The organism is Cognatitamlana onchidii, from assembly GCF_004804355.1.
In the GTDB taxonomy this organism is placed as follows: Bacteria; Bacteroidota; Bacteroidia; order Flavobacteriales; family Flavobacteriaceae; genus Cognatitamlana; species Cognatitamlana onchidii.
Genome location: NZ_SRWZ01000003.1, coordinates 421,024 through 444,118, shown reverse-complemented (window position 1 = coordinate 444,118; position 23,095 = coordinate 421,024). Strand labels below are relative to the sequence as shown.

The following is a 23,095-nucleotide window of genomic DNA, read 5'->3' as shown; positions in this document are numbered from 1 at the left end:
TTACTTTTTTCTAAGCACAACCAACGAATTGTTTTGAATATCAACTATGTTATTCATAAACTCTTTTAAATATGGGTAGTATTCCGGTGGATATATGGACTCTTTAAAGCTAATCCTTAAGTTCAAAACTAAAGCTTTTCCCATTTGTTTTGAACTAAGCATAAACTGACCTGCATTGTTAGGAAGCATCATTTTTAAATCCTTTGGTGCCTCAGCAATAGTGTAGGCTTCTGGTAAATTTAATTTTACAGCGTAGTAATACGTGTCTGTATAACCAAAATCGATGGGGTAAGAGCGCTCTTGAAGTTTAAAAGGGTTTTCATCAAAAAAGGTGATGAAAAATGGGTTTAGATATATGTTGTCTCCAGTATCCTCAGGAAAATACTCAATGGTGTAAGATTCTTTAAATTCAGGACTCGTTTTATTGTTGCAGTCAATTGTAAGATTTGTGACTTCTAGGTCTTCATTCAGACCATCCAGTTTTTCTATGTATCCATTTTTATTGGAGAAATACTTCTTTTTTAAATTTAAGGCATGATAGCCAGTTATTTTGGAATTAACAGAGCCCCTTGTCATATCATTTTCCTGAAGGTCTAAGGTTACATTATAAAAAACTCTAGATATAGTATTGGCCTTTAAATCTATCCATTTACTACCATTTTTAAAATCTATCAGCCTACCATATTGGTTTAAACACCTAAAAGGAATTGTACCAAAGCTTAGGTATTCGTCTGTGGCATCAAGTAGATAGTCTTTGTTGTTAATTGTAACTTGCGCTATGAGATAATTATAGTCGTATAATACTGGATAAATAGTTGTAGGGAACCCGTTATTTCGGGTGGATAAAAGCACCGGTTTTACGTTAATATTGGCTTCTTTTAAAAGATTGTGCAACAAAATATTTATTGATGAAACATTACCAGATTTGTTCTTTTGAAGGTCTTTAATCGATACATCATTGAAAATGTTATAAGCTCCATTCCATTTATAATTAGTTTGCACAAAATTATAGATGGCTTTTGCTTTTTTTAGTTCGTCTTTTTCGTTTATCAGGCTCGCGTCAAAATAATCCTCTAAATCGAGTGTTTTTTTTAATTGTTTTCCAATTTCCTTGTCGGTCCTTAATTCTTTATCAACATCTTTCCAGGTTTTTGTATAATGTTTTATAACGCCATCCATACCCTGAAAAGACTCTAATTCATATTCAATACGCGCCAGATAATTATCTCGAGTTGTTGTGTAATCTTCTTCAATAAAGGCTGGAATATCTTTCATAGCGTAGATACTTTCCGAACAATCTGCAGAAGCCCCATAGGACATTTCCAAACATTTTTTTTCTATTTTTGACTCATTTACTGATAGCTTTTTACCGCCTACCAATTTGATATGATATGTCCAATTTGCTGGAATACTCGTGTTATACTCACTGTATAGTTTAGGTAAGTCACCTTGAAAATGCCAACCATGGTATTTAAACATAAACGGAGATATAATTTTATACCCATATGTTATTACAGACCCCTCTTTTATGTTTGGTAGTGTAAACTTTATTAGGGTATGGTTTTCGTCATATTTTTCTTCGAAAATATTTTCTTCTTTTAATTTAGTTCTTACAATTTCCCCATCAATTTCGTTGTAGGTCGTTGCAAAAATATCTTTTACTTTCTCCCTACTTCTCTCGTTATTATAAAGTGGTATAGTAATATTTGCGTTATCAAACCCCGATTTATTAAGAATTTTAATTTTGATTTTTTTTTCTGTTCTTAAGTCGTATTCCCCCCTGTGAACGTAAGACTTCCCAGATTCAAAAATAACTAAAGCGTTAGCCGTAGAATCTTTTTTAAATGTAGTCGCAGAAATATCTCCATGGGTAACAATAATAGTTTCTGAATTATAATTTTCTTGAGCGAAGTTTTGACAGGATAGTAACAAAACTAAAGGTAGAAGGGCTTTTCTAATCATGAATCAATATTGATAATTTTCACACGTTTATTGCGTCGTAAATAGCTTTGTATAATATGTTGGGTGTCTCTGTTACTTTGCATAGGGGTAATGATGGACGACAACACTTCCAGATTAGTGATTTGATAATTTAGATTAAAAAACCCGATACCTTTAAAAATACCATTTTCAATAAGTATGGCACTTTTTTCATCAATATCTCGTCCCTTGTCTATAATAACCATGTTTTTGTTAGAGTAACTATTTTTATCAATAAGTTTAGAAACTCTCGTGTTGTAGTATTCTGGTGGTTCTTTTTGAATACAAGCTCCTTCACAGGATTTTATATCGTAGTTAAAGCAACTTGTCTTGGTTTTGTATAGACCGGTTAATTTTTGACAAAGGTTATAGTCTTCTACTGCTTTAGTTATAAAACTCTTTCCGCTTTGCCTGTTGCTAAACGTAGTAATTGGTTTTTTTCGACCATCAGCGATATCTATTTTCAGGTTAATATAATTGTGCTCATCTTTAAAGAAATAAAGGGCATGTGTGAAGATGGATCGTCTTAAGGCTCTATTATATATGGGTTTTACACGTTTAATTTCTTCACTTTCCTTTAACAAGGCCACGAGTTCACTACCAGTAGATTCGTAAGTTACCGAAGCCACTTTTGCCTGAATCTTTTTTGATTTGGCATTCGTGCCAGTAAAATGCTGATTGATACGTTTTTTGATGTTTTTACTTTTTCCTATATAAATAATATCTCCTTCTTCATTATGAATATAGTAAACCCCGGTAATTGCAGGTAAGTCTTCAATAATATCAATATGCCTTGGATCCAACTGACGTTTTGGATTAAGCCTTACAGAGTTTTGAATAATCTGCTTATTAGAATCTTTATCTAATAACATTTTGAACAATTTGACGGTTGCTAGGGCATCGCCAGATGCGCGATGTCTATCCGTTACAGGGATACCTAAAGACCGTACCAATTTGCCAAGGCTGTAGGAGGGCTGTCCGGGAATAAGATCTTTAGATAACTCAACTGTGCATAACGATTTACGATCATATTCAAAACCTAACCTTTTAAACTCTGTACAAAGAATACGATAATCGAATTGAGCATTATGGGCAACCAAAATGCAGTCACTGGTTATTTCAACAATGCGTTTAGCTACTTCATAAAACTTAGGGGCATTGCGCAGCATGTTACTGTTTATACCTGTAAGGTTAACAACAAAAGGCTGGATTTCCCGTTCGGGATTAATAAGACTAATGAATTGGTCGACGACTTCATGGCCATCATATTTGTAAATAGCAATTTCTGTTATGCCTTCTTCATTATATTTTCCACCAGTCGTTTCTATGTCTAAAATTGCGTACAAATACTCTTTTTTTAGCTAATTATAATTTCTTGCGCCAAATATACTGCTTCCTACTCTAACCATAGTACTGCCACAGGCTATAGCTAATTGATAGTCGCCGCTCATACCCATACTAATAATTTGGGGTGTGAAATTGTCTGATTTAAAAAGTGTTAGTCGGTCAAATTCAGATTTTAGTGATCTAAATTCAACTTCAATTTGAGTTTTGTCATCTGTAAAAGTAGCCATTCCCATGACCCCAACGATACAGATATTCTTGAGTTCTTTAAAGGTTTCAGATTTAATAATGGTTTCCGCTGAGTTGAGATCCATTCCGAATTTAGAGTCTTCAGAGGCTATTTTTATTTGAAGCAAACAATTAATAACTCTGTCGTGTTTTTTGGCCTGGTTATTAATTTCTTTAAGAAGTTTCAAATTATCAACACCATGAATTAGGCTTACAAAGGATGCCATATACTTAACCTTATTACGCTGAACATGGCCTATCATGTGCCACTCAATGTCTTTGGGAAGCGCCTCATGCTTTTCAACCATTTCTTGAATTTTGTTTTCACCAAAAATACGCTGACCTGATTGGTAGGCTTGTAATAAATCGTTTAAAGGTTTTGTTTTTGAAACAGCCACTAAAGTTACGTGAGCCGGTATTGTGGATTTTACTTTTTCTAAGTTTTTGGCTATCGACATTAAAAGTAGTTGAATTCTGCTTATAAAGCTGTTGTTATTTTAAAAATTGCGAAGCAACCTTTTCCGCTTTTTTATTCTCTGAATAATCATAAAACCCTTCTCCAGATTTTACACCTAATTTACCAGCTCTTACCATATTAACCAACAACGGACAAGGTGCATATTTAGGATTTTTAAATCCATTATGCATGACTTCTAGTATAGACAGACATACATCTAATCCTATAAAATCGGCTAATTGAAGGGGACCCATAGGATGGGCCATACCTAATTTCATTACCGTATCAATTTCATAAACACCTGCAACACCATTGTAAAGTGTTTCAATGGATTCATTTAGCATAGGCATTAAAATTCTATTAGCAACAAAACCTGGATAATCATTAACTTCAACAGGAACTTTTTCTAAGGTTTTAGCCAATTGCATGACAGACTGGGCCACTTCATGACTTGTATTGTAACCTCTAATAATTTCAACTAATTTCATTAAAGGTACAGGGTTCATAAAATGCATACCAATAACACGTTCTGGTTTGGTTGTGGCTGCAGCTATTTGTGTAATAGAAATAGACGACGTGTTGGTAGCTAAAATGGCATTATCAGAACAAACAGAATCTAGTTCCTTAAATATTTTTAGCTTTAAGTCTAAGTTTTCAGTAGCTGCTTCTATGACCAGTGCGGCATAATCAACACCTTCTTTTATATTAGTAAATAGTGTGATATTATTTAAGGTTTCTGTTTTTTGCTGCGTTGTGATTTTGTCCTTGCTTACCATTCTGTCTAAATTGGTAGCAATAGTTTGAATGCCTGTTTTTAGAGCCTCTTTGTTTATATCAATTAATTGGACTTTAAAACCACTTTGAGCAAAAGTATGAGCGATACCATTACCCATAGTTCCGGCTCCAATTACAGCAATATTTTTCATATTAAAAACTGTTTATAATTTGGGTGGCAACGCGTAATGCTTCGGTGCCATCGTGCAGAGTAACTATTGGGGCTCTGTTATTATTTATTGCTTCTGCAAAAGTTTCTAGTTCATCTAAAATTGAATTATTATCCGGAATGCTAGGGTTATCAAAATATATCTGCTTTTTAATACCTTCCGCATTTTGTAAAATCATATCAAAATCTCCGGGGTTTTCTGGAGCGTCTTTCATTTTAACTACTTCACATTTTTTCGTTAAAAAATCAACAGAAATGTAAGCATCTTTTTGAAAAAATCTTGCTTTGCGCATTTTCTTTAATGAAATCCTGCTTGCCGTTAAATTCGCCACACAACCATTTTCAAATTCTAATCGAGCATTCGCAATATCTGGTGTATCGCTAATTACCGAAACACCGCTGGCAGAAATATGTTTTACTTTCGATTTAACGATACTCAATATAATATCAATATCATGAATCATTAAGTCTAGTACCACTGGCACATCGGTTCCTCTTGGGTTAAATTCGGCAAGTCTATGCGTTTCAATAAACATTGGCGCATTAATATCGTCTTTAACCGCAATAAAAGCAGGGTTAAAGCGTTCCACATGCCCCACTTGTCCGCGTAAATTATTTTCGGCTAACAGTTCTCTAATATGCTCAGCCTCCTCAACGGTGTTAGTTATTGGCTTTTCAATAAAGATATGCTTGCCCTTAGCTATGGCCTGTTTAGCACAATCATAATGCGATAAAGTTGGAGTTACAATGTCTACCACGTCTACTGCATCAATTAATGCATCAATAGAATTAAAGTAGGTATAGCCAAATTCGGCAACTACCTTTTTAGCATTTTCTTCATCAGCATCAAAAAAACCAACCAGTTCATATTTTTCAGATTGATTAAGTAGTCTTAAGTGTATTTTTCCTAAGTGACCAGCACCAAGTACTCCAGCTTTTAGCATAATGTTTCGGTTTTAAACAAAAATAAGATTTTAATGGTTGAAGACAGATAATTGGCATTATTTTTTTGATGATTTTCTATTGAAAATTAAATCTTCTAAAATTGTTTCACTCTAAAAAATCTTTACCTAATTTTAGCCTGCTAAACCCAAACCAAATTGAAAGATACTTTTAAGCATAAAGGATTAAGACAACAACTTGTTAATGTTTTAATAAACAAGGGAATAACAGATAAAGCTGTATTGAGCGCTATTGGTAACATACCACGCCATTTGTTTATGGATTCCAGTTTTTTAGATCATGCTTATCAGGATAAGGCGTTTCCTATTGCTGCAGATCAGACCATTTCGCAACCTTATACGGTAGCGTTTCAGTCGGAACTATTACATATTAAAAACGGGGATAAAATTCTTGAAATTGGTACTGGAAGCGGTTATCAAACAGCGGTTTTATGTGAACTGGGAGCAAAAGTGTATAGCGTAGAACGCCAAAATGAATTATTTAAAAAAACGAGTAAGTTTTTGCCTAAATTAGGGTATCGTGCAAAGAAACTTATTTTTGGAGATGGTTACATTGGTTTAAAAGAGGAAGCTCCTTTTGATGGTATTATTGTAACTGCAGGAGCTCCATTTGTACCAAAAGCTTTATTAGGACAATTAAAAATTGGAGGACGCTTGGTTATTCCAGTTGGAGATAATATTCAAGTAATGACCATGTTTACTAGAAAAGGTCCTAAAGAGTTTGAACAAGAAGAGTTTGGCGAGTTTAGGTTTGTGCCTTTGTTGGAGGATAAAAACTAGTTTATCGTTTTAAATAGACTTCTGGAATAGGGCTTTCCTCAGACTCCTGAGCCCAAAATATATTGATTATCCACCATCTGTCACCATCATTAAAAAGCTGAATACTGTTTATGCCTCTCATAAAAGGTTCTTTATCTTTTAAAGAATGAAAACATTCGTAAGAACTGAATGCATGAGCCATGTTGCCAAAGTATTCGACCCGCCTTAAAATTTCTTTTTCATAAAAACCGTTTGACTCAAACCACTTTGTGGCCGATTTTATATAATCATCAGGCGACATAAAGTTAACTTTGTAATTGTCTTTTTTTGTTTTTCCAGAAGGTATAAGCTTACTATCTTTTTTGAACAAAAATTTGAACTGTTTCCAATTTCTTTTTGCTCCTTTTTCTCCCGAAATAACAGTGTAAAGTGACTTAATGATATTATCCATGGTGAGCACCACGGTACTATCAATTTCAAACTCTATGGGTTCTTGAGTAGTTCCTTTTTTGCTGGTGTTCTGGGCTAAAACTCTAAAAGAAATAAGCAGTAATAAGACAACAAAAAATACTTTTTTCATGTTTTAAAGTTTATGTAAATACATGTATTAAACGAATTAAGAAGGACTAAATTATTTATAAGCTTTTTTTATTCTATCCAGATTACGTTTATTATCTCTATCTTTAATACTTTCTCGTTTATCGTATAATTTTTTACCCTTAGCTAGGGCAATATCTAATTTGGCATATCCCTTCTCATTAATAAATAAACGAAGTGGTATAATGGTTAGTCCTGTGTTTTGCACCTCTTTATTTAGCTTTTTTAACTCTCTTTTATTCAAGAGTAGTTTTCTTTCTGCTTTTGGTTTATGATTGTAATAGGTACCATAAATATACTCTTCAATAGTCATATTTATCACAAAGAGTTCACCCTGTTCGTTAAATTCACAGAAACTTTCTGCTATAGAGGCTCTACTGTTTCGAATAGATTTTATTTCTGTACCAGTTAAAACAATCCCAGCGGTATATTTATCTAAGATATCGTATTGAAACCTAGCTTTTTTATTCTGTATGTTAATGGTCTTTTGCATGCGTCACAAAACTACATAATTTTATGAAGTTTCATTTTAAAATTAAAGGATTCAAAAAATAAGTTTATCTAGGTTTAAAATAATTAGATTTTCGTAAATAATAACCACCTTCATTAAGTGAATTACAATTATTTAGTATATCACTTAATTTTCATTGCTGCCCAATAAAACATTTGTATTTTTGATATTCTATTTTTTAAAATTAAAATTCAAAATAAATATTAATATGAATTCATATGATGTAGCCGTTATTGGCTCGGGTCCTGGAGGTTATGTGGCAGCTATACGTTGTGCACAATTAGGCATGAAAACTGCCATAATAGAAAAATATGCAACACTAGGTGGTACATGTTTAAATGTGGGCTGTATACCAAGTAAAGCGCTCTTGGACTCCTCACATCATTATGAAGATGCAGTCAAGCATTTTGAAGAACACGGTATTGAGATCCCTGGAGATGTTAAAGTGAATTTAGAAAAAATGATAGCAAGAAAACAAGCTGTTGTAGATCAGACTACTGGAGGTATTGATTTCTTGATGAAGAAGAATAACATTGATGTTTACCAAGGTTTAGGGAGTTTTAAGGATGCCACACATATTACCATTGCTGGGGATGAGCCTGTTGAAATTGAAGCTAAAAATTCCATTATCGCTACAGGTAGTAAGCCGTCAAGTTTACCATTTATTAATATTGATAAGGAGCGTATTATAACATCTACGGAGGCTTTAAAGCTAAAAGAAATCCCTAAGCATATGATTGTGATAGGAGGCGGTGTTATCGGTTTAGAGCTTGGGCAGGTATATCGTCGTTTAGGTGCCGAGGTGACTGTGGTTGAGTATATGGATAGAATTATCCCTACTATGGATGCTGGTTTATCAAAAGAACTTAATAAAGTGTTTAAAAAGGCCAAGTTTAAAATGAATGTATCTCACAAAGTGAAGTCGGTAGAGCGTGTGGGAGATGAGGTTATTGTTAAGGCCGACAATAAGAAAGGTGAAGAGGTTGAAATAAAAGGAGATTATTGTTTAGTATCTGTCGGACGTCGTCCCTATACAGATGGCTTAAATGCAGAAGCAGCTGGTGTAAAATTAAACGATAGAGGGCAGGTTGAAGTAGATGATCATTTACAAACGTCGGCATCGAATATTTATGCCATTGGAGATGTTGTAAAAGGAGCTATGTTGGCTCATAAAGCAGAAGAAGAAGGTGTTTTTGTTGCTGAGACTATTGCAGGACAAAAACCGCATATAGATTATAATTTAATTCCGGGTGTGGTTTACACATGGCCTGAAGTTGCTGCCGTTGGGAAAACCGAAGAGCAATTAAAAGAAGCGGGAATAGCTTATAAAACAGGATCGTTTCCTATGCGAGCTTTAGGACGTAGCAGAGCGAGTATGGATTTAGATGGTTTTGTGAAAATTTTAGCAGATAAATCAACCGACGAGATTTTAGGAGTCCACATGATTGGAGCACGGGCTGCCGACATGATTGCTGAAGCCGTTGTTGCTATGGAGTACAGAGCGTCTGCTGAAGATATTTCAAGAATGTCTCATGCACACCCTACATTTACAGAGGCTATTAAGGAAGCGGCTTTAGTAGCAACCGAAGATAGGGCTTTACATATTTAGAAAGCATATTTTAAAAATAAGTAGAAAAAAGCAGCTGGAAAGCTGCTTTTTTTTTGCTTTTTATGTAACCTTTTTCTGTTTCGGTCGTCTTTAATAATATAATCACAACATCAATCAAAATCAATCAACAAATGAAAACTAAAAAAAAATTAGCTTCCAATAAACTTCTTAATCCTTTTTTAGGATTTGGTTGGTTTACTGGAACGCCTTCAAAAAGAATAGAAGGAGAAATTAAATTTCAAACATTTAGAAGCTTGAAAGTTGCCAAGTAATAGTTAAAGATTTTATTTAATCTCAAAATCTGCATGTGCCCAACTTTCTGAAAGAAGCCCGTTTACTTGTGCAATATTTTCAACATCATTAAGTGCAGTATAAGCCTTTTTCAAGCCATGATAAGCCCAGCCATTTTTTGGGAAGTGCGCTAAATCTTCCTTATATGTCGTAATAGCTTCCTCATAGTGTTTGGCTTTAATTTGTTTGTCTCCTAAATGATGTCTAATTGAGAAAAACCAATCGGGCGGTTCGTTGTAATTTAATTGATCTTCCATAAAAACGGCTTTTTTTAATAAATTTATGCTACGCTCATAATCACCTTGAGTGGCTAATATTTCAGCTCTTAAAACTTTTTCTGCAATTTGAACTAGCGTAAAAACAGAGTTAATATCCCAAATAGTGATATCATTTAAACTTTCATCTTTGGCTAGTACTTCAAGTTTATATAGTGCTTCTTGTGCTTTTTCTATATCATGCTTTCCAAGGTAGGCCATACCTTCGGCATAATGTTTAATAGCACTAGGGTATTTTAAATCATAAGTTTTTAGGTCTCTTTTTAATATGTCGTCCCACATTTTAAATTTTACGGCTACATAGTAAGGTATGGTGTAATAGTGCTGTAAAGTACCCCATCCAGGTTCTTTCATAATCTCTGGATGTACATGGTTAGAAACTTTATTGGCACCAATCATAGCCCAATGACTATTACCTTCTAGAGTCGCCGTGGCTGCCATAAAATGATAGTTGTGTGGATAATATCCTAATGGGTAAGCACCTTGAGCATGGCAGGTAGTAACATAGATGCTATCTGCTTTTACAGCGGCTATATTGGATAGAGTACCCTTATGATAATCTCCTGTTCTAATATAAGTGTGCGAGGGCATATGTAAAAGATGCCCTGAGCCTGGTACTAGGCCTTGATCAAAAACTTTAGCCGAACCATTGGAACGTTCAGGCGTATTTGAGGCTTCAACAGCATGAATGTAAAAGTGATGCGCGCCAGGGTGTTTAGGGTATTGATCTATTAGGGTTTCTAGAAGCTTAACAATTTCAGGAGTCCAAGGTTTAGCATCTCCAAATTTATCATATAAGTCCCACGGATGTAAGTTCATAATCGATTCTGCATATAGGGAGCTTATTTCAGAGTCTTTGGGGTATTTTTGGTATAGTTTTTTTAATGCTTTTGAATAATCTACATCAAGTTGATGTCTATCCTGCGGTGGCTCTGGCGCATATCTCATGGCCATAGCTTCTATAAATTCTTTTTCTTTTGTAGTGGTGTTTTTAGAAAGGGTAAGTGCAGTTTGAATGGCTTTATAAGCGCGTTCGTAGTTATCGGGTTCCATACCAGCATTGTAGTTTGGTCCTAAAACATAGGCGAAACCCCAGAAAGCCATGGCGCATTTAGGGTCTAGTTTTGTGGCGTAATAAAACGATCTGGCAGCCTCGGCATGATTAAAAGCATACGCCAATGCCATCCCTTGATTAAAATATTTTTGAACTAAAGGGTTATTAGTAGTAATCGGATAGTTAATAACATCATAACCATCTAAAAGTGGGGCGATATTGTTTTCTTTATACCATGCAGCATCTGTTACAGGTGGTACACAAGCATATTTTGAACTAGATGTTTTCGATATCACAAATTCTGTTGGCTGTTCTTTCGTTTTTTTACATGAAAAGAAAAGGCTTAGAGCAATTAAACACAAAATTATCGGTCTCATTATGTAAATATTTGATTGTGAATGGTTTGTTGTCTTAAATTTACTAAATTTATAGGAGTTTTTCAACCCATTAAGATGATTAAAAAAAGTGATTTTAGAATTGCGCAGAATTTTATAAATTCTGCTTATGCAACTAACCGTTTATTTCAAGTATTTTTTTGATTTTATGGTGACTTTTTTTTAAAACCGTGTCTTAATTTTTAGAACCAATAAATTAGCTAATAGCTAAACTTGAAAACCCTAGACGATATTAGTAAACTGCCAGACAAGGATTTGGTAAATGCAATTGTTACAACCAATAACACATTGTTGTTCGAGATTTTGTATGATAGATACTCAACCTTGGTGTACAATAAGTGTTATGGGTTTTCAAAAGATGAAGATGAAGCTAAAGATTTAACTCAAGACGTCTTTTTAAAACTATTTGTTAAGTTATCTAGTTTTAAAGGTAAATCTAAATTTTCAACATGGTTATATGCTTTTACTTATAATCATTGTGTAAATTATGTAACAAGAAGTACTGCCAAGAAATTTGAAAAGCAATCGGTCGACTATAAGGACATAGAGAACCTGTCGGAAAAAGAAGAGGATGATGCTAGCTTTTTAAGTATGAGGGTAGATAAGTTGAAGGTGGCTTTAGAGCTAATTTCTCCAGAGGAGAAAATGATATTACTACTTAAATACCAAGATTTTTTATCAATAAAAGAAATTGAAAGTGTTTTGGGTATTGGAGAAAGTGCCGTAAAGATGAGAATTAAACGTGCTAAAGATAAATTGAAGCTAGTTTATAATGACAATTTAAAGTGATGGATAATCCTTTTAAACAATTAAATCAGCCACTAAAAGAGGTGCCTCAAGAATTAAAGGCGAAAGTTATGAGCGACATAGCTACGGCTAAGCTTTTAATGGATTTAGCTACGTTGTTTTCTGTTGATATGGCTAAAATTGTAGAGCGAACCATTAAGAAACGAAGCAAATAACAAAAACTGAATATACTAGGCAAAATGGAAAAAATAACGGCATGGAACGAGGGTATTATGCACTCATTGTCAACAATGACTAATGAAATAGCTAAGGTGATACCTAACATATTAGGAGCTATAGCTATCATTATTATAGGTTGGCTTATAACCAAACTTATTGTTGGAATTATTAGAAGAGCTCTTAAACTAGCAAAAGCCGATAAGCTAGATGATAAAATTAATGATATTGAGCTATTTGAAAGTAAGAAACTTAATTTTGATATCATAACCATAATCACCAAGTTTGTTAAATGGGTCATGTATATTATGATTCTCATAATTGTTACCGATATCTTAAACCTAACGATAGTATCAGAAGAAATTAAAAACTTTTTAGGATATCTACCAAGGTTGTTCTCAGCAATAATCATTTTTACCGTAGGCTTGTTATTGGCTAATTTTATTAAAAAGACGATTAAATCGTTTTTCGAATCTATGGATTTATCAGGTTCAAAACTGATAAGTCAAATAGTTTTCATGCTCCTTTTAGTTTTTATATCAATTACAGCTTTAAATCAAGCTGGAATAGATACGGCTATAATTACCAGTAATGTTACCATCATTTTAGCTGGTTTTCTTCTAGCCTTTGCATTGGCCTTTGGTCTTGGTGCTCAAAAAGTGGTAAGTGATTTGTTAAAGGCTTTTTATGCTCGAAAAACTTACGAGATTGGTCAAAAAATTGAATTTGGGGATATAAATGGTGAAGTAGAGTCAATAAATCATATAACTATAACGTTAAAAACAAAACAAGGTAAATTAGTTGTGCCAATTAAAGATATTGTAGAGAGTCAAGTAAGTATACGGGATTAACTTTAAGTTAGGGTTAAATTTGGTTGGTTACTTTCTTCTGTATTCCGAAAAGCTCTCTACATAATATAAGCCCTTTTCATTATTAACGAGAAGGGCTTTTTTATTGCACAAAGTTAAAAAGCCTTTTAATTTTGAAAAGCTAATGGTGGTTTTAACTAAATGTTAAAAAAATGTATGGTAACCATTAAATTTTCTTGCTTCAAGGGAGTTTTTCTTTTATATTTAGCCAAACTTCTTCTAAACAATTACGCTTTCCTATTAAGACATTACGAATGAGTTTACCGTATTGCTAAAAGCAGTACAGTAGAAGTTTATTGAAATTTTTAAATTGAGCATTACATGACAAACAAAGGAAAAGAAGCAGAGCGATTGGCCATGTCTAATCCGTATAAAAACTGGAAAAAATGGGGTCCTTATTTAGCAGAAAGACAATGGGGAACAGTAAGAGAAGATTATAGCCCTTATGGAGAAGCTTGGGAATTTATAGATCATGATAAAGCAAGAAGTAATGCCTATAGATGGGGTGAAGAAGGCATAGGTGGTTTTACAGATTCACGAGAAATTTTGTGCTTGGCACCTGCATTTTGGAACGGTAAAGATGATATTTTAAAGGAACGCCTTTTTGGGTTAACGAATAATCAAGGTAACCATGGAGAAGATGTCAAGGAACTATATTTTCATCAGGTATCATCGCCAACACATTCATATTGTAAATATTTATATAAATATCCTCAAGGGAAGTTTCCTTATGGTGATTTGGTAAGGAATAACCAGCGAAGTAGAGATGAAAACGAATATGAAATATTAGATACAGGTTGTTTTAAGGATGGGAACTATTTTGATTGTTTTATAGAATATGCAAAGGCTGGAGTTGATGATATCTTAATGAAGGTTACGGTGGTAAATAGAGGAAATCAAGAAGCAGATATCCATGTATTACCACATTTATGGTTTAGAAACTTTTGGAAACACAATATTAAATTTGAGAGACCATCAATGAAGTCTACCAATGATAATTGTGTACAATCAAGAAGCATTAGGAATGGTAGGTATTATCTTCATCATGAAAGCGGTGAACAATTGTTTTGTGAGAATGAAACCAACAACAAGCGTATTTACAACGTCACCAATGAAGTAGAGTACGTAAAAGATGGTATTAACGATTATGTTATTCATGGTAAGCCATCTGTAAACCCTAAGAAAACAGGCTCTAAATTTGCAGTTTGGCATAAATTATCTTTAAAAGCTGGAGAATCAAAGAGCGTTAAAATGCGCTTAAAAAAGCGAAAAATAGCTGATCCATGGGCTGATTTTGATGCTATTTTTGATCAAAGAATTAAAGAGTGTGAAGAGTTCTATGGAAATATTTTAGATAAAAATCTGCCTAGCACGCATAAATCAATCGCTAAAAAGGCTTTTTCTGGGTTATTATGGACAAAACAGTTTTATTATAATGATGTATTTAAATGGTTGTTTGGGGGGCCAGGTGAGTCTCAACCAAATAGGCATAATGCAAGAAACTTTAGCTGGCAGCATTTAACAAATAGAGATGTAATTTCAATGCCTGATAAATGGGAGTATCCCTGGTATGCTGCATGGGATTTAGCATTTCATATGGCATCGTTTGCAGAAATAGACCCGCATTTTGCAAAAGAGCAGTTGCTATTAGTACTTCGCGAAAATTACATGCACCCAAATGGACAAATACCAGCCTACGAATGGAATTTTAGTGATGTAAACCCCCCTGTACATTCCTGGGCTGTGTGGTCGGTTTATGAGAAAGAAAAACAAAAAGCAGGAAAAGGCGATTTAAAATTTTTAGAAAAAGCATTTCAAAAGCTATTGCTGAATTTTACTTGGTGGGTAAATCAAAAAGATAAAAATGGAACCGATTTGTTTGAAGGCGGTTTTCTTGGTTTAGACAATATTGGGGTTTTTGATCGTAATCATATGCCTAAGGGTATTACCAGAATGCAACAAGCCGACGCTACGAGTTGGATGGCCATGTTTGCTTTAGATATGCTTAGAATGTCACTTGAACTAGCCAAAACAAATAAGATTTACGAAGAGTCTGCTGCCAAGTTTTTTAGGCACTTTTTAAATATTGCTTGGGCTATGCATCATATTGGAAAGAAAGATATATCGCTTTGGGATGATGATGATAAATTCTATTATGATGTTGTTGAAATGTCTACAGGGGCTACAGATAGATTGCGGGTAAGATCGTTAGTCGGCATTATCCCTTTATTTGCTGTTGAAATTATTAATCAAGATTTGTACGAAAAACTGAAAGAATTTAAGGTTAGAGCTGCAAATATTGTACGAACACGCCCAGATTTAGCCTCTTTAATATCTAATATTGAAGAAACTAATGAACACGGAGATCATTTATTCTCAATTATGCGTGGTTTTAGACTTGAACACTTATTAAAACGTATGTTGGATGAAGATGAGTTTTTATCAGATTATGGAATTAGATCCTTATCGAAATATCATGAAAAACATCCTTTTGTATTCCAACATCATGGGCATCATCAAATTCAATATGAATCTGGAGAAAGTCGTTCTAATATGTTTGGTGGAAATTCTAATTGGCGCGGTCCTATTTGGATGCCTTTAAACTATATGATTATTCAGTCTTTAAGAAAATATTACGAGTTCTATGGGCCAACATATGTTTACGAATTCCCTACAGGCTCTGGTAATAAACTTAATTTAAAAGAAATAGCAAATGAGTTAAGTAAACGATTGGTAAGACTTTTTGAAAGTAATGAGGACGGAAAGTTTAGGTACCATTCGGAAGATGCCAATAAGTTGTTTACTAAAGATGAGCATTTTAAAAATGAACACTTTTTCTATGAGTTTTTTGATGGAGATAATGGAAGGGGCTTAGGAGCCTCCCATCAAACTGGATGGACAGCACTCATTGCTAACCTAATAATGGAAATGGATTAAGTTTGTATTCAAAACAGTTAAGATCGGTTTCCAAAAAAACAAGGCTTTTAATATAGTTCTAAAATTTGTAACACCTCTTTTTTATAACTTCTACTTATAGTTAAAGAGGTGTTGTTAATTGTGATTTCCTCGTTTGTAAATGACGTAATATGTTGTAATGATATAATATAGGACCTGTGAATCCTTAAAAATTTGGTCTTGGGTAGTCTGGCTTCGATAGCACTTATAGTTTCTCTAGTAACAAGAGTCTGGTTGGCAAGATGAATTTTAATATAATCACTATAACTTTCAATATAAATAATAGCGTCAAAGTCGATTTTTATCATGCGCCTATCCGCTCTAACAAACATGAAATCATGGCTGTTTTTTTTGTTGATATCTATGATGTTATCATCAACATAGGTGTCAAAATAGTTGTTTATTGCTTTTACTAGTCGTTCAAAAGAAATTGGTTTAAGTAAATAATCAACAGCCCGAAGTTCAAAACCTTGAATGGCAAAATCTCGGTATGCTGTTGTAAAAATTATTTTAACCTCTGTATCAATAGATTTGGCAAAAGAAATCCCAGACATCTCTGGCATATTGATATCTAGGAACACCAAATCAATTCTATGTTCACGTAAGCAATTAAAAGCTTCTATAGCATTGCCACAACTCGCAATAAGTTTAGTGTTTGGTATTTTTGATAGGTGGGTGCTAATAACTTCTCGAGCAATGGATTCATCATCGACTATCATAAAGTGTATGTCTCTTTGCTGTTGCATATTTATAGCGACTTTATTTTTAGATCTATCTTAAATAGGTTATTACTATTATTAATGTCTAGGCTATATTGGTTTTTGTAAAGTAGGTCTAAACGTTTTTTTATATTTTCTAAGCCAATACCTTTTGATTTGGTATCATGATTTTTACTGCTGTTTTCAATATAAAAATAGATGTTCTTGGCATCACAAGAAAGCCTTATACCAATATCTAAAACCCCATTATTTAAGGTGCCATGCTTAAAACTATTCTCAATAAAAGGTAAAAGCAGCATAGGTGCTATTTGTTTATCATGTATTATATTGTCTTTATGAAACGCAATATTCAATGTATCATTAAATCGCATTTTTTCCAATTCAATATAATCATTAATGTGATTAATGTCATCAGTTAATAAGACAAAAGGCTTGTCTGCTTGATACAATAAGTAATCTAGAAGATTAGAAAGTTTCAAAATCATTTCTGGGGTCTCGTCTGCCTTTTTTAAGGCAAGTCCATACATAGTGTTTAAGGTGTTGAATAAAAAATGTGGATGAATTTGCATCTTTAAGTAATGCAATTCCTGTTCTTTAAGTTTTAGTTGGGTGTTTAAAACTTTAGTTTCAAGCTTTTTAGTGTTTTCCAATTGCTTTAAATTCAGCTTTAAGAGTTTAAATGCGCTAACAATCACTACCACTAAATACACAGCAATAGCCACTAAGAGCAAACTTTTACTAATGGGCGCCATGTTGGATTGTTCGAAATTAGATAAATAAATCAATCCGAAAAACACAGATAGTACAATTAAATATGTCGAAATAATAAAGGTATATATACTATATAATCCAAACTTAAAATAGCGTTTGGTTATTAGGTAATCTGGAATTAACTTATAAATAGAAAGGTAAGTCGTTGCGATAGTTATGGGCATTAAAAACAAGGAGAAGGCCAATACGTAACTAAAATCACTAGTATTTACCCCCAAAAAATAAGTGTAAAAAAAAAGTACAGCGCACCAAAATAAGACATGGAGTATTACCTGTCCTATTTTTTTAAAAATACCTGCCCGTGTAATCATCACTTTTGTAATGTATACAATATTAGCATAAATTTAGGCCTAATTGATATTTTGTAGACGAATGACAGGTTTAACTATGGTTTTAACATCATGTTGTTTTAATTGCTAAATTAGTCATCTGTCGCATTTTAATTTGAGCGGTGCATTTGATTTTTATGTTTGTGTCATATTTAATCAAAACCAGTAATTATGTTAATCTTATCCGTTTTATTAGTTAACCCATTTGTAGATAGATTTATAGAAGGTGGGCCATTGTTTATGTCACTTATTTTAATTTGCTTATTACTAGCCTTTTATTTTCTTATTATGGGGTTTATATACCTAAGGAAAGATGTGGCGAAATCAAGGAAAATGTCCAGTTTAGCTTCTGATGCGAGTATTCTAGGTTTGGTTTTTGGCTTTTTGGGTTCTACTATTGGTATGATAGCTGCTTTTGATGCCATAGGTGCCATTGGAGAAATTAGCCAGGGTATGATGGCTGCGGGACTTAAAGTAGCCTTTTTAACAACGGTTTTTGGATGTATTACTTTTATTTTACCCAGAATTGGAATTATTATTTTAAAAGGCTTGCAAAAATGAGTCTCTTAAAACTTAAGTTCTTTATACAAACCTCTTTTTCGAAGGAGGTTTTTTTACGTTTTCTTATTCCGTCTATTATAATTCTTATCCCCGCGAGTTTTTGGCTTTTTATATTTAGCAGCCATTTTGTATTTATAAGAACCGCCCAAATTCTCTTTTTGATTCTTAGCTTTTTTCTCATGAAAAGCAGGTCCAGGAGCATCTTCGTCTTTGCGTTTTGTTGGATTGTTACGTTCTTTAATTTGAGGGCGCTCTTCTTCAATAAGATCTGTGGATATGTCTACAGTTTCTGGTACGTCTAAAACGGCAATTTTCATCTTCATAAGGCGCTCTATGTTTGTAATGGCTTCCTGCTCTTTTTCAGTAGAAAATATAAGAGCTTCACCTTGGCGTTCGGCACGACCTGTTCTTCCAATGCGATGCATATAGTTTTCAGGATACTCTGGCGTATCAAAATTAATAACATGGCTTACATTGTCAATATCTAGTCCACGTGCCATAACATCGGTAGCAACTAAAATACGATTATGGCCTTCCCTAAACTGCTCTATACTGCGCAATCGATAGTTTTGCGTTTTGTTGGAGTGTATAACACATAACTCTTCTTTATAATACTGGTCTAGTTGCTCAAATAACCGATCTGCCATTCGCTTAAATGCAACAAAAACTAAAACTTTGTTATAGCGTTCCTCATCTTTTAGTAATTGCACGAGTAAATTTACCTTTGTGTAAAAGTTAGGAACATTGTAACGATGTTGAGAAATATTGTCCAATGGCGTTCCCGAAACGGCAATAGAAACACGTTCGGGACTTTTAAAAAAATCATTTATTAATGTATCAACATCTTTGGTCATAGTGGCAGAAAACATAATGTTTTGTCTGCGTTCTGGTAAAATATCAAAAATGTTTATTAGCTGATGCCTAAAACCTAAGTCAAGCATCACATCAACTTCATCAATTACTAGTTTTTGAATGGATTTAAGTTGTAAGGCTCTGCTAACAGCTAAATCATATAACCTTCCTGGAGTGGCCACTAAAATATCCAGGCCTTGGGCTACCGCCTGTTTTTGAGTGTTTATATTTGTGCCTCCATAAACCCCTAGAACTCTATTATTAATGTATTTTGAGAGTTTTTCAATTTCTTCAACAACCTGCACAACGAGTTCTCTAGTGGGTACTAAAACCAAGACACGCGGATTGTCTTGTTTTGAAAATTTTAGATTTTTAAGGATGGGAAGCATATAACCAAAAGTCTTTCCCGTACCCGTTTGTGCGATACCCACCATATCTTTTCCAGAAGCTACCACGTTAAAAGCTTGTTCTTGAATAGGGGTTGGGGTAGTAAAACCTAAATCATCAAGCGCGTTATAAAGCGGTGTGTTTAAATTTAAATCCTGAAAACTCATAGCATCTTTAAATATGGGCAAAGATACTTATTCTTTATAGACCAAAATCATTTTAAGGAGCCTTCTTGATTATTATAATTGTTGTTTCATATCAACTTTAAATTTCGGTAATTTGCATTCAATTATTTTACTATTGAGAAGCTCAAAAATTTATAAATTAAAGGATGTTCCAAGGTTTAAAAATCAGTTGCTTACTTGGGCACAACAATTTGATGATGTGGTTTGGTTAGACTCCAATGGGTATAAGCAAAACTATGTTAATTACGATGCTATTTTAGCAGTTGATGCTTTTACAAGTATAAAAACCGATTTTAAGCAGGGTTTTGACAAATTAAAAGAATATCAAACCTATTGCAAAGATTGGATTTTTGGATACTTAACCTACGATTTAAAAAATGATGTTGAAGCCCTAAATTCTCAAAATTTTGATGGGCTAGGTTTTCCCGATTTATACTTTTTTCAACCTAAACGCTTGTTTTTGCTTAAAGGAGATGAGCTTGAAATACTATATTTAAATGCGGTTTCAGATGAAATGAATGATGATTTAATAGCCATTGAATTTGGGCGAGAATCACCACGAGGCACCGTGCAAAATAATATTAAAATCAAGTTGCGTATTCATAAAGATGATTATTTTGAAAAGGTGGAGTATATGCTTGAGCGCATTCATAGAGGCGATATTTATGAGGCTAATTTTTGCCAAGAGTTTTATGCTGAAGATACCCAGATAAACGCTTTAGAAACGTACCAAAAATTAAATAGTATTTCAAAACCACCGTTTGCCGCCTATGCTAAAATGGATGATAAGTTTATTTTAAGTGCTTCGCCAGAGCGTTATATTAAAATGGAAAACAATGTAGTTGTGTCTCAGCCTATAAAGGGCACGGCAAAGCGAGCCATGAACCCTGATGAGGATAAAGCGCTTATGCAAAGTTTAAAACATGACAAAAAAGAGCGTAGCGAAAACATTATGATTGTAGATCTGGTTCGAAACGATCTCTCTAAAACGGCTTTAAAAGGAAGTGTGCGTGTAGAGGAGCTATGCGAGGTTTATACTTTTGATCAGGTGCACCAAATGATTTCTACAATTACATCAAAGGTTGATACTGAAACAAATCCGGTAGATGTTTTAAAAAGTACCTTTCCTATGGGCAGTATGACGGGGGCTCCCAAAATCTCAGCTATGAAAATCATTGAAAGCCTAGAGGAAACTAAGCGAGGCGTTTATTCTGGATCCATAGGGTATTTTAGCCCATCGGGTAATTTTGATTTTAATGTGGTTATTAGAAGTATTCTTTATAATCAAACTAAAAAATATGTTTCTTATTCTGTTGGCGGTGCCATTACGGCTAAAAGCGACCCGCTTAAGGAATATGAAGAGTGTTTAGTTAAGGCTAAGGCTATGCGTTCGGTTTTAGAAAACTAGTTCAAGATATTTCTAGAAGTTTTTAAAAAAAAGTAAAGGACTCTTTCCGCGCGTTTTGGTTCAACGTTTTTAACAAGCCCAATCTTATCAAAACTCAATAAATTTATAATATCTAGTACCTTTAAGGGTAAACCAGAGTAGGTTCTGTCAAAAAACTTGTTGTGTTTTGAAACACAATATGTTGTAAAATGCTCCTCAAGATTTATAAAAATTTGTTGTTTTTTTAGCGTTCAATCATTCTATCTTATACACCACCTTAAGTACTAAACTTATAGCCTAAAATTAGAAACCCTATACTATCGCCGTATAATAATAGTCATGGTATATTAGCTTTAATATACGTATTTATGTAGCCTAAGTTGTATATTTGGGGACATGCTCAATCAATTTAAAAATCATATTACAACGTCTCTTAATTTTTTAAAGGAGGCGAAATTACTCGTGGCTATTTCAGGAGGTGTTGATAGTGTGGTTTTAACACATTTATGTCATGGCATTGGTCTAAATATTGCATTGGCGCACTGTAATTTTAATTTAAGAGGAAATGAAAGTGATGCTGATGAGGATTTTGTTAGGCGTTTGGCAGAACAGTTTAATTTGGAGGTTTTTGTTCAGCGTTTTAATACAGATGAGTATGCAAAAACCAATAAACGATCTACACAAATGGCCGCCCGAGAATTGCGCTATAATTGGTTTGAGGAATTATCAAATAAGCTTGGGTATGAGTATATTTTAACAGCACATCATGCCGACGATAACCTAGAAACTTTCTTAATAAACTTTACAAGAGGTACGGGTATTGAGGGCTTAACGGGTATTCCTGAAGTAAATGGCAGGTTTGTTCGTCCGCTGCTTTCATTTTCAAGTGAAAAGATATTAACCCATGCCAAACAAGAAGGTATAAAATGGAGAGAAGATAGCAGTAATAAATCTGTAAAATATTTAAGAAATAAATTAAGGCATGAAGTGGTGCCTATACTTAAAGACATTAATCCTGAGTTATTACAAAGTTTTCAATCAACTATGAGTCATTTAAACGATTCTGCATCTATCATTAATGATCAAATGGATACTTTTTTGAAGCAGGCAATGGTATATGAAAAGGACAGTGAAATTAGGTTTAAGATATCGGTATTTAAAAAATTAAAGCACCCAAAAGCTTATTTATTTGAAGCTCTCAAAGCATATGGTTTTACAGCATGGAATGATATATTACGTTTACTTGATGCCCAACCTGGAAAACAAGTTTTATCGAACACACATAGGCTGATAAAAGATAGAGAATATCTGCTGTTAAGTCCTAAATTACCTGAATTAAAAGGCCCTATCACAATATTGGAGCAAAGTCCTGAGGTTAACACTCCGTTTGGGTTATTGCGTTTTGAGGTTGTAAATGAAGTAAACAATGATTTGAAACATACCATTTATGTTGATAAACATTCCCTAAAATATCCGTTAAAGCTCAGGAAAAGAAAAACAGGTGATGTTTTTTACCCTTATGGTATGTTAGGTAAAAAGAAATTGAGTAAATATTTTAAAGATGAGAAACTGTCTTTATTGGATAAAGAGCAGACATGGTTGTTATGTAATGCTGATGACGAAATTATTTGGGTGGTCGGTAAACGCGCCGATAATCGTTTTAGAGTAACCAATGCCACTCAAGAAGTGTTAAAAATTACATTGAATTAAAT

21 protein-coding genes are annotated in these 23,095 nt (G+C 33.7%); 10 read left to right on the top strand and 11 right to left on the bottom strand.

Features of this window, described 5'->3' with window-relative positions; all coding sequences use genetic code 11:
* The 5 genes from E5D58_RS08180 to E5D58_RS08160 are packed head-to-tail and all read right to left on the bottom strand — an operon-like array spanning window position 1 to window position 5,896.
* A complete protein-coding gene (locus tag E5D58_RS08180) occupies window positions 1-1,962 on the bottom strand; it encodes a DUF3857 domain-containing protein (RefSeq protein WP_136481362.1) in 1,962 nt (653 codons plus the stop codon).
* Window positions 1,959-3,326 carry an exonuclease domain-containing protein gene (locus tag E5D58_RS08175; protein ID WP_136481361.1) on the bottom strand — a complete coding sequence of 456 codons (1,368 nt, stop codon included), beginning with the start codon at window positions 3,324-3,326 and terminating at the stop codon, window positions 1,959-1,961. The genes E5D58_RS08180 and E5D58_RS08175 overlap by 4 nt, the downstream gene beginning before the upstream one ends.
* A 15-nt stretch (window positions 3,327-3,341) precedes the next feature.
* Entirely contained in the window at window positions 3,342-4,010 is a 669-nt protein-coding gene (locus E5D58_RS08170) for a YggS family pyridoxal phosphate-dependent enzyme (RefSeq protein WP_136481360.1), read from the bottom strand.
* 34 nt (window positions 4,011-4,044) lie between these two features.
* Window positions 4,045-4,935 (bottom strand): 3-hydroxyacyl-CoA dehydrogenase family protein, encoded by an 891-nt coding sequence (locus tag E5D58_RS08165; protein WP_136481359.1) that lies wholly within the window; start codon window positions 4,933-4,935, stop codon window positions 4,045-4,047.
* Between the two features lies 1 nt (window position 4,936).
* On the bottom strand, window positions 4,937-5,896 hold the full coding sequence (locus E5D58_RS08160) for a Gfo/Idh/MocA family protein (protein WP_136481358.1): 960 nt from the start codon (window positions 5,894-5,896) through the stop codon (window positions 4,937-4,939).
* Window positions 5,897-6,052: 156 nt separating this feature from the next.
* On the opposite strand from E5D58_RS08160, the gene E5D58_RS08155 reads away from it, so the two are divergent.
* The gene (locus E5D58_RS08155) at window positions 6,053-6,694 is read left to right on the top strand and encodes a protein-L-isoaspartate(D-aspartate) O-methyltransferase (protein WP_136481357.1); all 642 of its coding nucleotides are present in this window, start codon (window positions 6,053-6,055) and stop codon (window positions 6,692-6,694) included.
* Window position 6,695: 1 nt separating this feature from the next.
* Here the strand turns inward: E5D58_RS08155 and E5D58_RS08150 are convergent, their stop codons facing one another.
* Both E5D58_RS08150 and smpB read right to left on the bottom strand, forming a co-directional pair.
* Window positions 6,696-7,253, bottom strand: coding sequence for a hypothetical protein (locus E5D58_RS08150; RefSeq protein WP_136481356.1), 558 nt, complete (start codon window positions 7,251-7,253; stop codon window positions 6,696-6,698).
* Between the two features lie 51 nt (window positions 7,254-7,304).
* Window positions 7,305-7,763 (bottom strand): SsrA-binding protein SmpB, encoded by a 459-nt coding sequence (gene smpB / locus E5D58_RS08145; protein WP_136481355.1) that lies wholly within the window; start codon window positions 7,761-7,763, stop codon window positions 7,305-7,307.
* Window positions 7,764-7,989: 226 nt separating this feature from the next.
* Between smpB and lpdA the strand changes: the two genes are divergently transcribed.
* Window positions 7,990-9,390 (top strand): dihydrolipoyl dehydrogenase, encoded by a 1,401-nt coding sequence (gene lpdA / locus E5D58_RS08140; RefSeq protein ID WP_136481354.1) that lies wholly within the window; start codon window positions 7,990-7,992, stop codon window positions 9,388-9,390.
* 131 nt (window positions 9,391-9,521) lie between these two features.
* The gene (locus tag E5D58_RS14960; RefSeq protein WP_168796662.1) at window positions 9,522-9,662 is read left to right on the top strand and encodes a hypothetical protein; all 141 of its coding nucleotides are present in this window, start codon (window positions 9,522-9,524) and stop codon (window positions 9,660-9,662) included.
* Between the two features lie 12 nt (window positions 9,663-9,674).
* On the opposite strand, the gene E5D58_RS08135 is transcribed toward E5D58_RS14960, so the two are convergent.
* Complete coding sequence (locus E5D58_RS08135) at window positions 9,675-11,387, bottom strand: hypothetical protein (RefSeq protein WP_136481353.1); 1,713 nt, start codon at window positions 11,385-11,387, stop codon at window positions 9,675-9,677.
* A gap of 231 nt (window positions 11,388-11,618) precedes the next feature.
* On the opposite strand from E5D58_RS08135, the gene E5D58_RS08130 reads away from it, so the two are divergent.
* From E5D58_RS08130 to E5D58_RS08120, 4 genes are all read left to right on the top strand, one after another.
* Window positions 11,619-12,194: an RNA polymerase sigma factor gene (locus E5D58_RS08130; protein ID WP_136481352.1), complete on the top strand. Its 576-nt coding sequence runs from the start codon at window positions 11,619-11,621 to the stop codon at window positions 12,192-12,194.
* Window positions 12,194-12,367, top strand: a complete 174-nt coding sequence (locus tag E5D58_RS14955; RefSeq protein WP_168796661.1) for a hypothetical protein — start codon at window positions 12,194-12,196, stop codon at window positions 12,365-12,367. Before E5D58_RS08130 ends, E5D58_RS14955 begins: the two co-directional genes overlap by 1 nt.
* 24 nt (window positions 12,368-12,391) lie before the next feature.
* Window positions 12,392-13,219 (top strand): mechanosensitive ion channel family protein, encoded by an 828-nt coding sequence (locus E5D58_RS08125; protein ID WP_136481351.1) that lies wholly within the window; start codon window positions 12,392-12,394, stop codon window positions 13,217-13,219.
* Window positions 13,220-13,558: 339 nt separating this feature from the next.
* Window positions 13,559-16,174, top strand: a complete 2,616-nt coding sequence (locus E5D58_RS08120; RefSeq protein WP_136481350.1) for an MGH1-like glycoside hydrolase domain-containing protein — start codon at window positions 13,559-13,561, stop codon at window positions 16,172-16,174.
* Between the two features lie 47 nt (window positions 16,175-16,221).
* Here the strand turns inward: E5D58_RS08120 and E5D58_RS08115 are convergent, their stop codons facing one another.
* Both E5D58_RS08115 and E5D58_RS08110 read right to left on the bottom strand, forming a co-directional pair.
* Window positions 16,222-16,938: a LytR/AlgR family response regulator transcription factor gene (locus E5D58_RS08115; RefSeq protein ID WP_136481349.1), complete on the bottom strand. Its 717-nt coding sequence runs from the start codon at window positions 16,936-16,938 to the stop codon at window positions 16,222-16,224.
* Window positions 16,939-16,940: 2 nt separating this feature from the next.
* On the bottom strand, window positions 16,941-17,900 hold the full coding sequence (locus tag E5D58_RS08110) for a sensor histidine kinase (protein WP_235835869.1): 960 nt from the start codon (window positions 17,898-17,900) through the stop codon (window positions 16,941-16,943).
* 282 nt (window positions 17,901-18,182) lie between these two features.
* Between E5D58_RS08110 and E5D58_RS08105 the strand changes: the two genes are divergently transcribed.
* Window positions 18,183-18,572: a MotA/TolQ/ExbB proton channel family protein gene (locus E5D58_RS08105; RefSeq protein WP_136481347.1), complete on the top strand. Its 390-nt coding sequence runs from the start codon at window positions 18,183-18,185 to the stop codon at window positions 18,570-18,572.
* A gap of 53 nt (window positions 18,573-18,625) precedes the next feature.
* Here E5D58_RS08105 and E5D58_RS08100 read toward each other — a convergent pair whose 3' ends face one another.
* Entirely contained in the window at window positions 18,626-19,978 is a 1,353-nt protein-coding gene (locus tag E5D58_RS08100) for a DEAD/DEAH box helicase (RefSeq protein WP_136481346.1), read from the bottom strand.
* Window positions 19,979-20,111: 133 nt separating this feature from the next.
* Here E5D58_RS08100 and pabB point away from each other — a divergent pair, with 133 nt between their 5' ends.
* Complete coding sequence (gene pabB / locus E5D58_RS08095) at window positions 20,112-21,404, top strand: aminodeoxychorismate synthase component I (RefSeq protein WP_136481345.1); 1,293 nt, start codon at window positions 20,112-20,114, stop codon at window positions 21,402-21,404.
* A gap of 375 nt (window positions 21,405-21,779) precedes the next feature.
* The gene (gene tilS / locus E5D58_RS08090; protein ID WP_136481344.1) at window positions 21,780-23,093 is read left to right on the top strand and encodes a tRNA lysidine(34) synthetase TilS; all 1,314 of its coding nucleotides are present in this window, start codon (window positions 21,780-21,782) and stop codon (window positions 23,091-23,093) included.
* Window positions 23,094-23,095: the final 2 nt, after the last annotated feature.

Excerpts from the sequence above, each read along its gene's own strand:
- E5D58_RS08115 (WP_136481349.1), bottom strand. The coding sequence starts at position 16,938 with ATGCAACAGCAAAGAGACATACACTTTATGATAGTCGATGATGAATCC.
- E5D58_RS14955 (WP_168796661.1), top strand. The coding sequence starts at position 12,194 with ATGGATAATCCTTTTAAACAATTAAATCAGCCACTAAAAGAGGTGCCT.
- E5D58_RS14960 (WP_168796662.1), top strand. The coding sequence starts at position 9,522 with ATGAAAACTAAAAAAAAATTAGCTTCCAATAAACTTCTTAATCCTTTT.
- E5D58_RS08180 (WP_136481362.1), bottom strand. The coding sequence starts at position 1,962 with ATGATTAGAAAAGCCCTTCTACCTTTAGTTTTGTTACTATCCTGTCAA.
- smpB (WP_136481355.1), bottom strand. The coding sequence starts at position 7,763 with ATGCAAAAGACCATTAACATACAGAATAAAAAAGCTAGGTTTCAATAC.
- E5D58_RS08160 (WP_136481358.1), bottom strand. The coding sequence starts at position 5,896 with ATGCTAAAAGCTGGAGTACTTGGTGCTGGTCACTTAGGAAAAATACAC.
- E5D58_RS08125 (WP_136481351.1), top strand. The coding sequence starts at position 12,392 with ATGGAAAAAATAACGGCATGGAACGAGGGTATTATGCACTCATTGTCA.
- E5D58_RS08120 (WP_136481350.1), top strand. The coding sequence starts at position 13,559 with ATGACAAACAAAGGAAAAGAAGCAGAGCGATTGGCCATGTCTAATCCG.
- E5D58_RS08170 (WP_136481360.1), bottom strand. The coding sequence starts at position 4,010 with ATGTCGATAGCCAAAAACTTAGAAAAAGTAAAATCCACAATACCGGCT.
- E5D58_RS08165 (WP_136481359.1), bottom strand. The coding sequence starts at position 4,935 with ATGAAAAATATTGCTGTAATTGGAGCCGGAACTATGGGTAATGGTATC.
- E5D58_RS08150 (WP_136481356.1), bottom strand. The coding sequence starts at position 7,253 with ATGAAAAAAGTATTTTTTGTTGTCTTATTACTGCTTATTTCTTTTAGA.
- lpdA (WP_136481354.1), top strand. The coding sequence starts at position 7,990 with ATGAATTCATATGATGTAGCCGTTATTGGCTCGGGTCCTGGAGGTTAT.
- E5D58_RS08105 (WP_136481347.1), top strand. The coding sequence starts at position 18,183 with ATGTTAATCTTATCCGTTTTATTAGTTAACCCATTTGTAGATAGATTT.
- E5D58_RS08100 (WP_136481346.1), bottom strand. The coding sequence starts at position 19,978 with ATGAGTTTTCAGGATTTAAATTTAAACACACCGCTTTATAACGCGCTT.
- tilS (WP_136481344.1), top strand. The coding sequence starts at position 21,780 with ATGCTCAATCAATTTAAAAATCATATTACAACGTCTCTTAATTTTTTA.
- E5D58_RS08135 (WP_136481353.1), bottom strand. The coding sequence starts at position 11,387 with ATGAGACCGATAATTTTGTGTTTAATTGCTCTAAGCCTTTTCTTTTCA.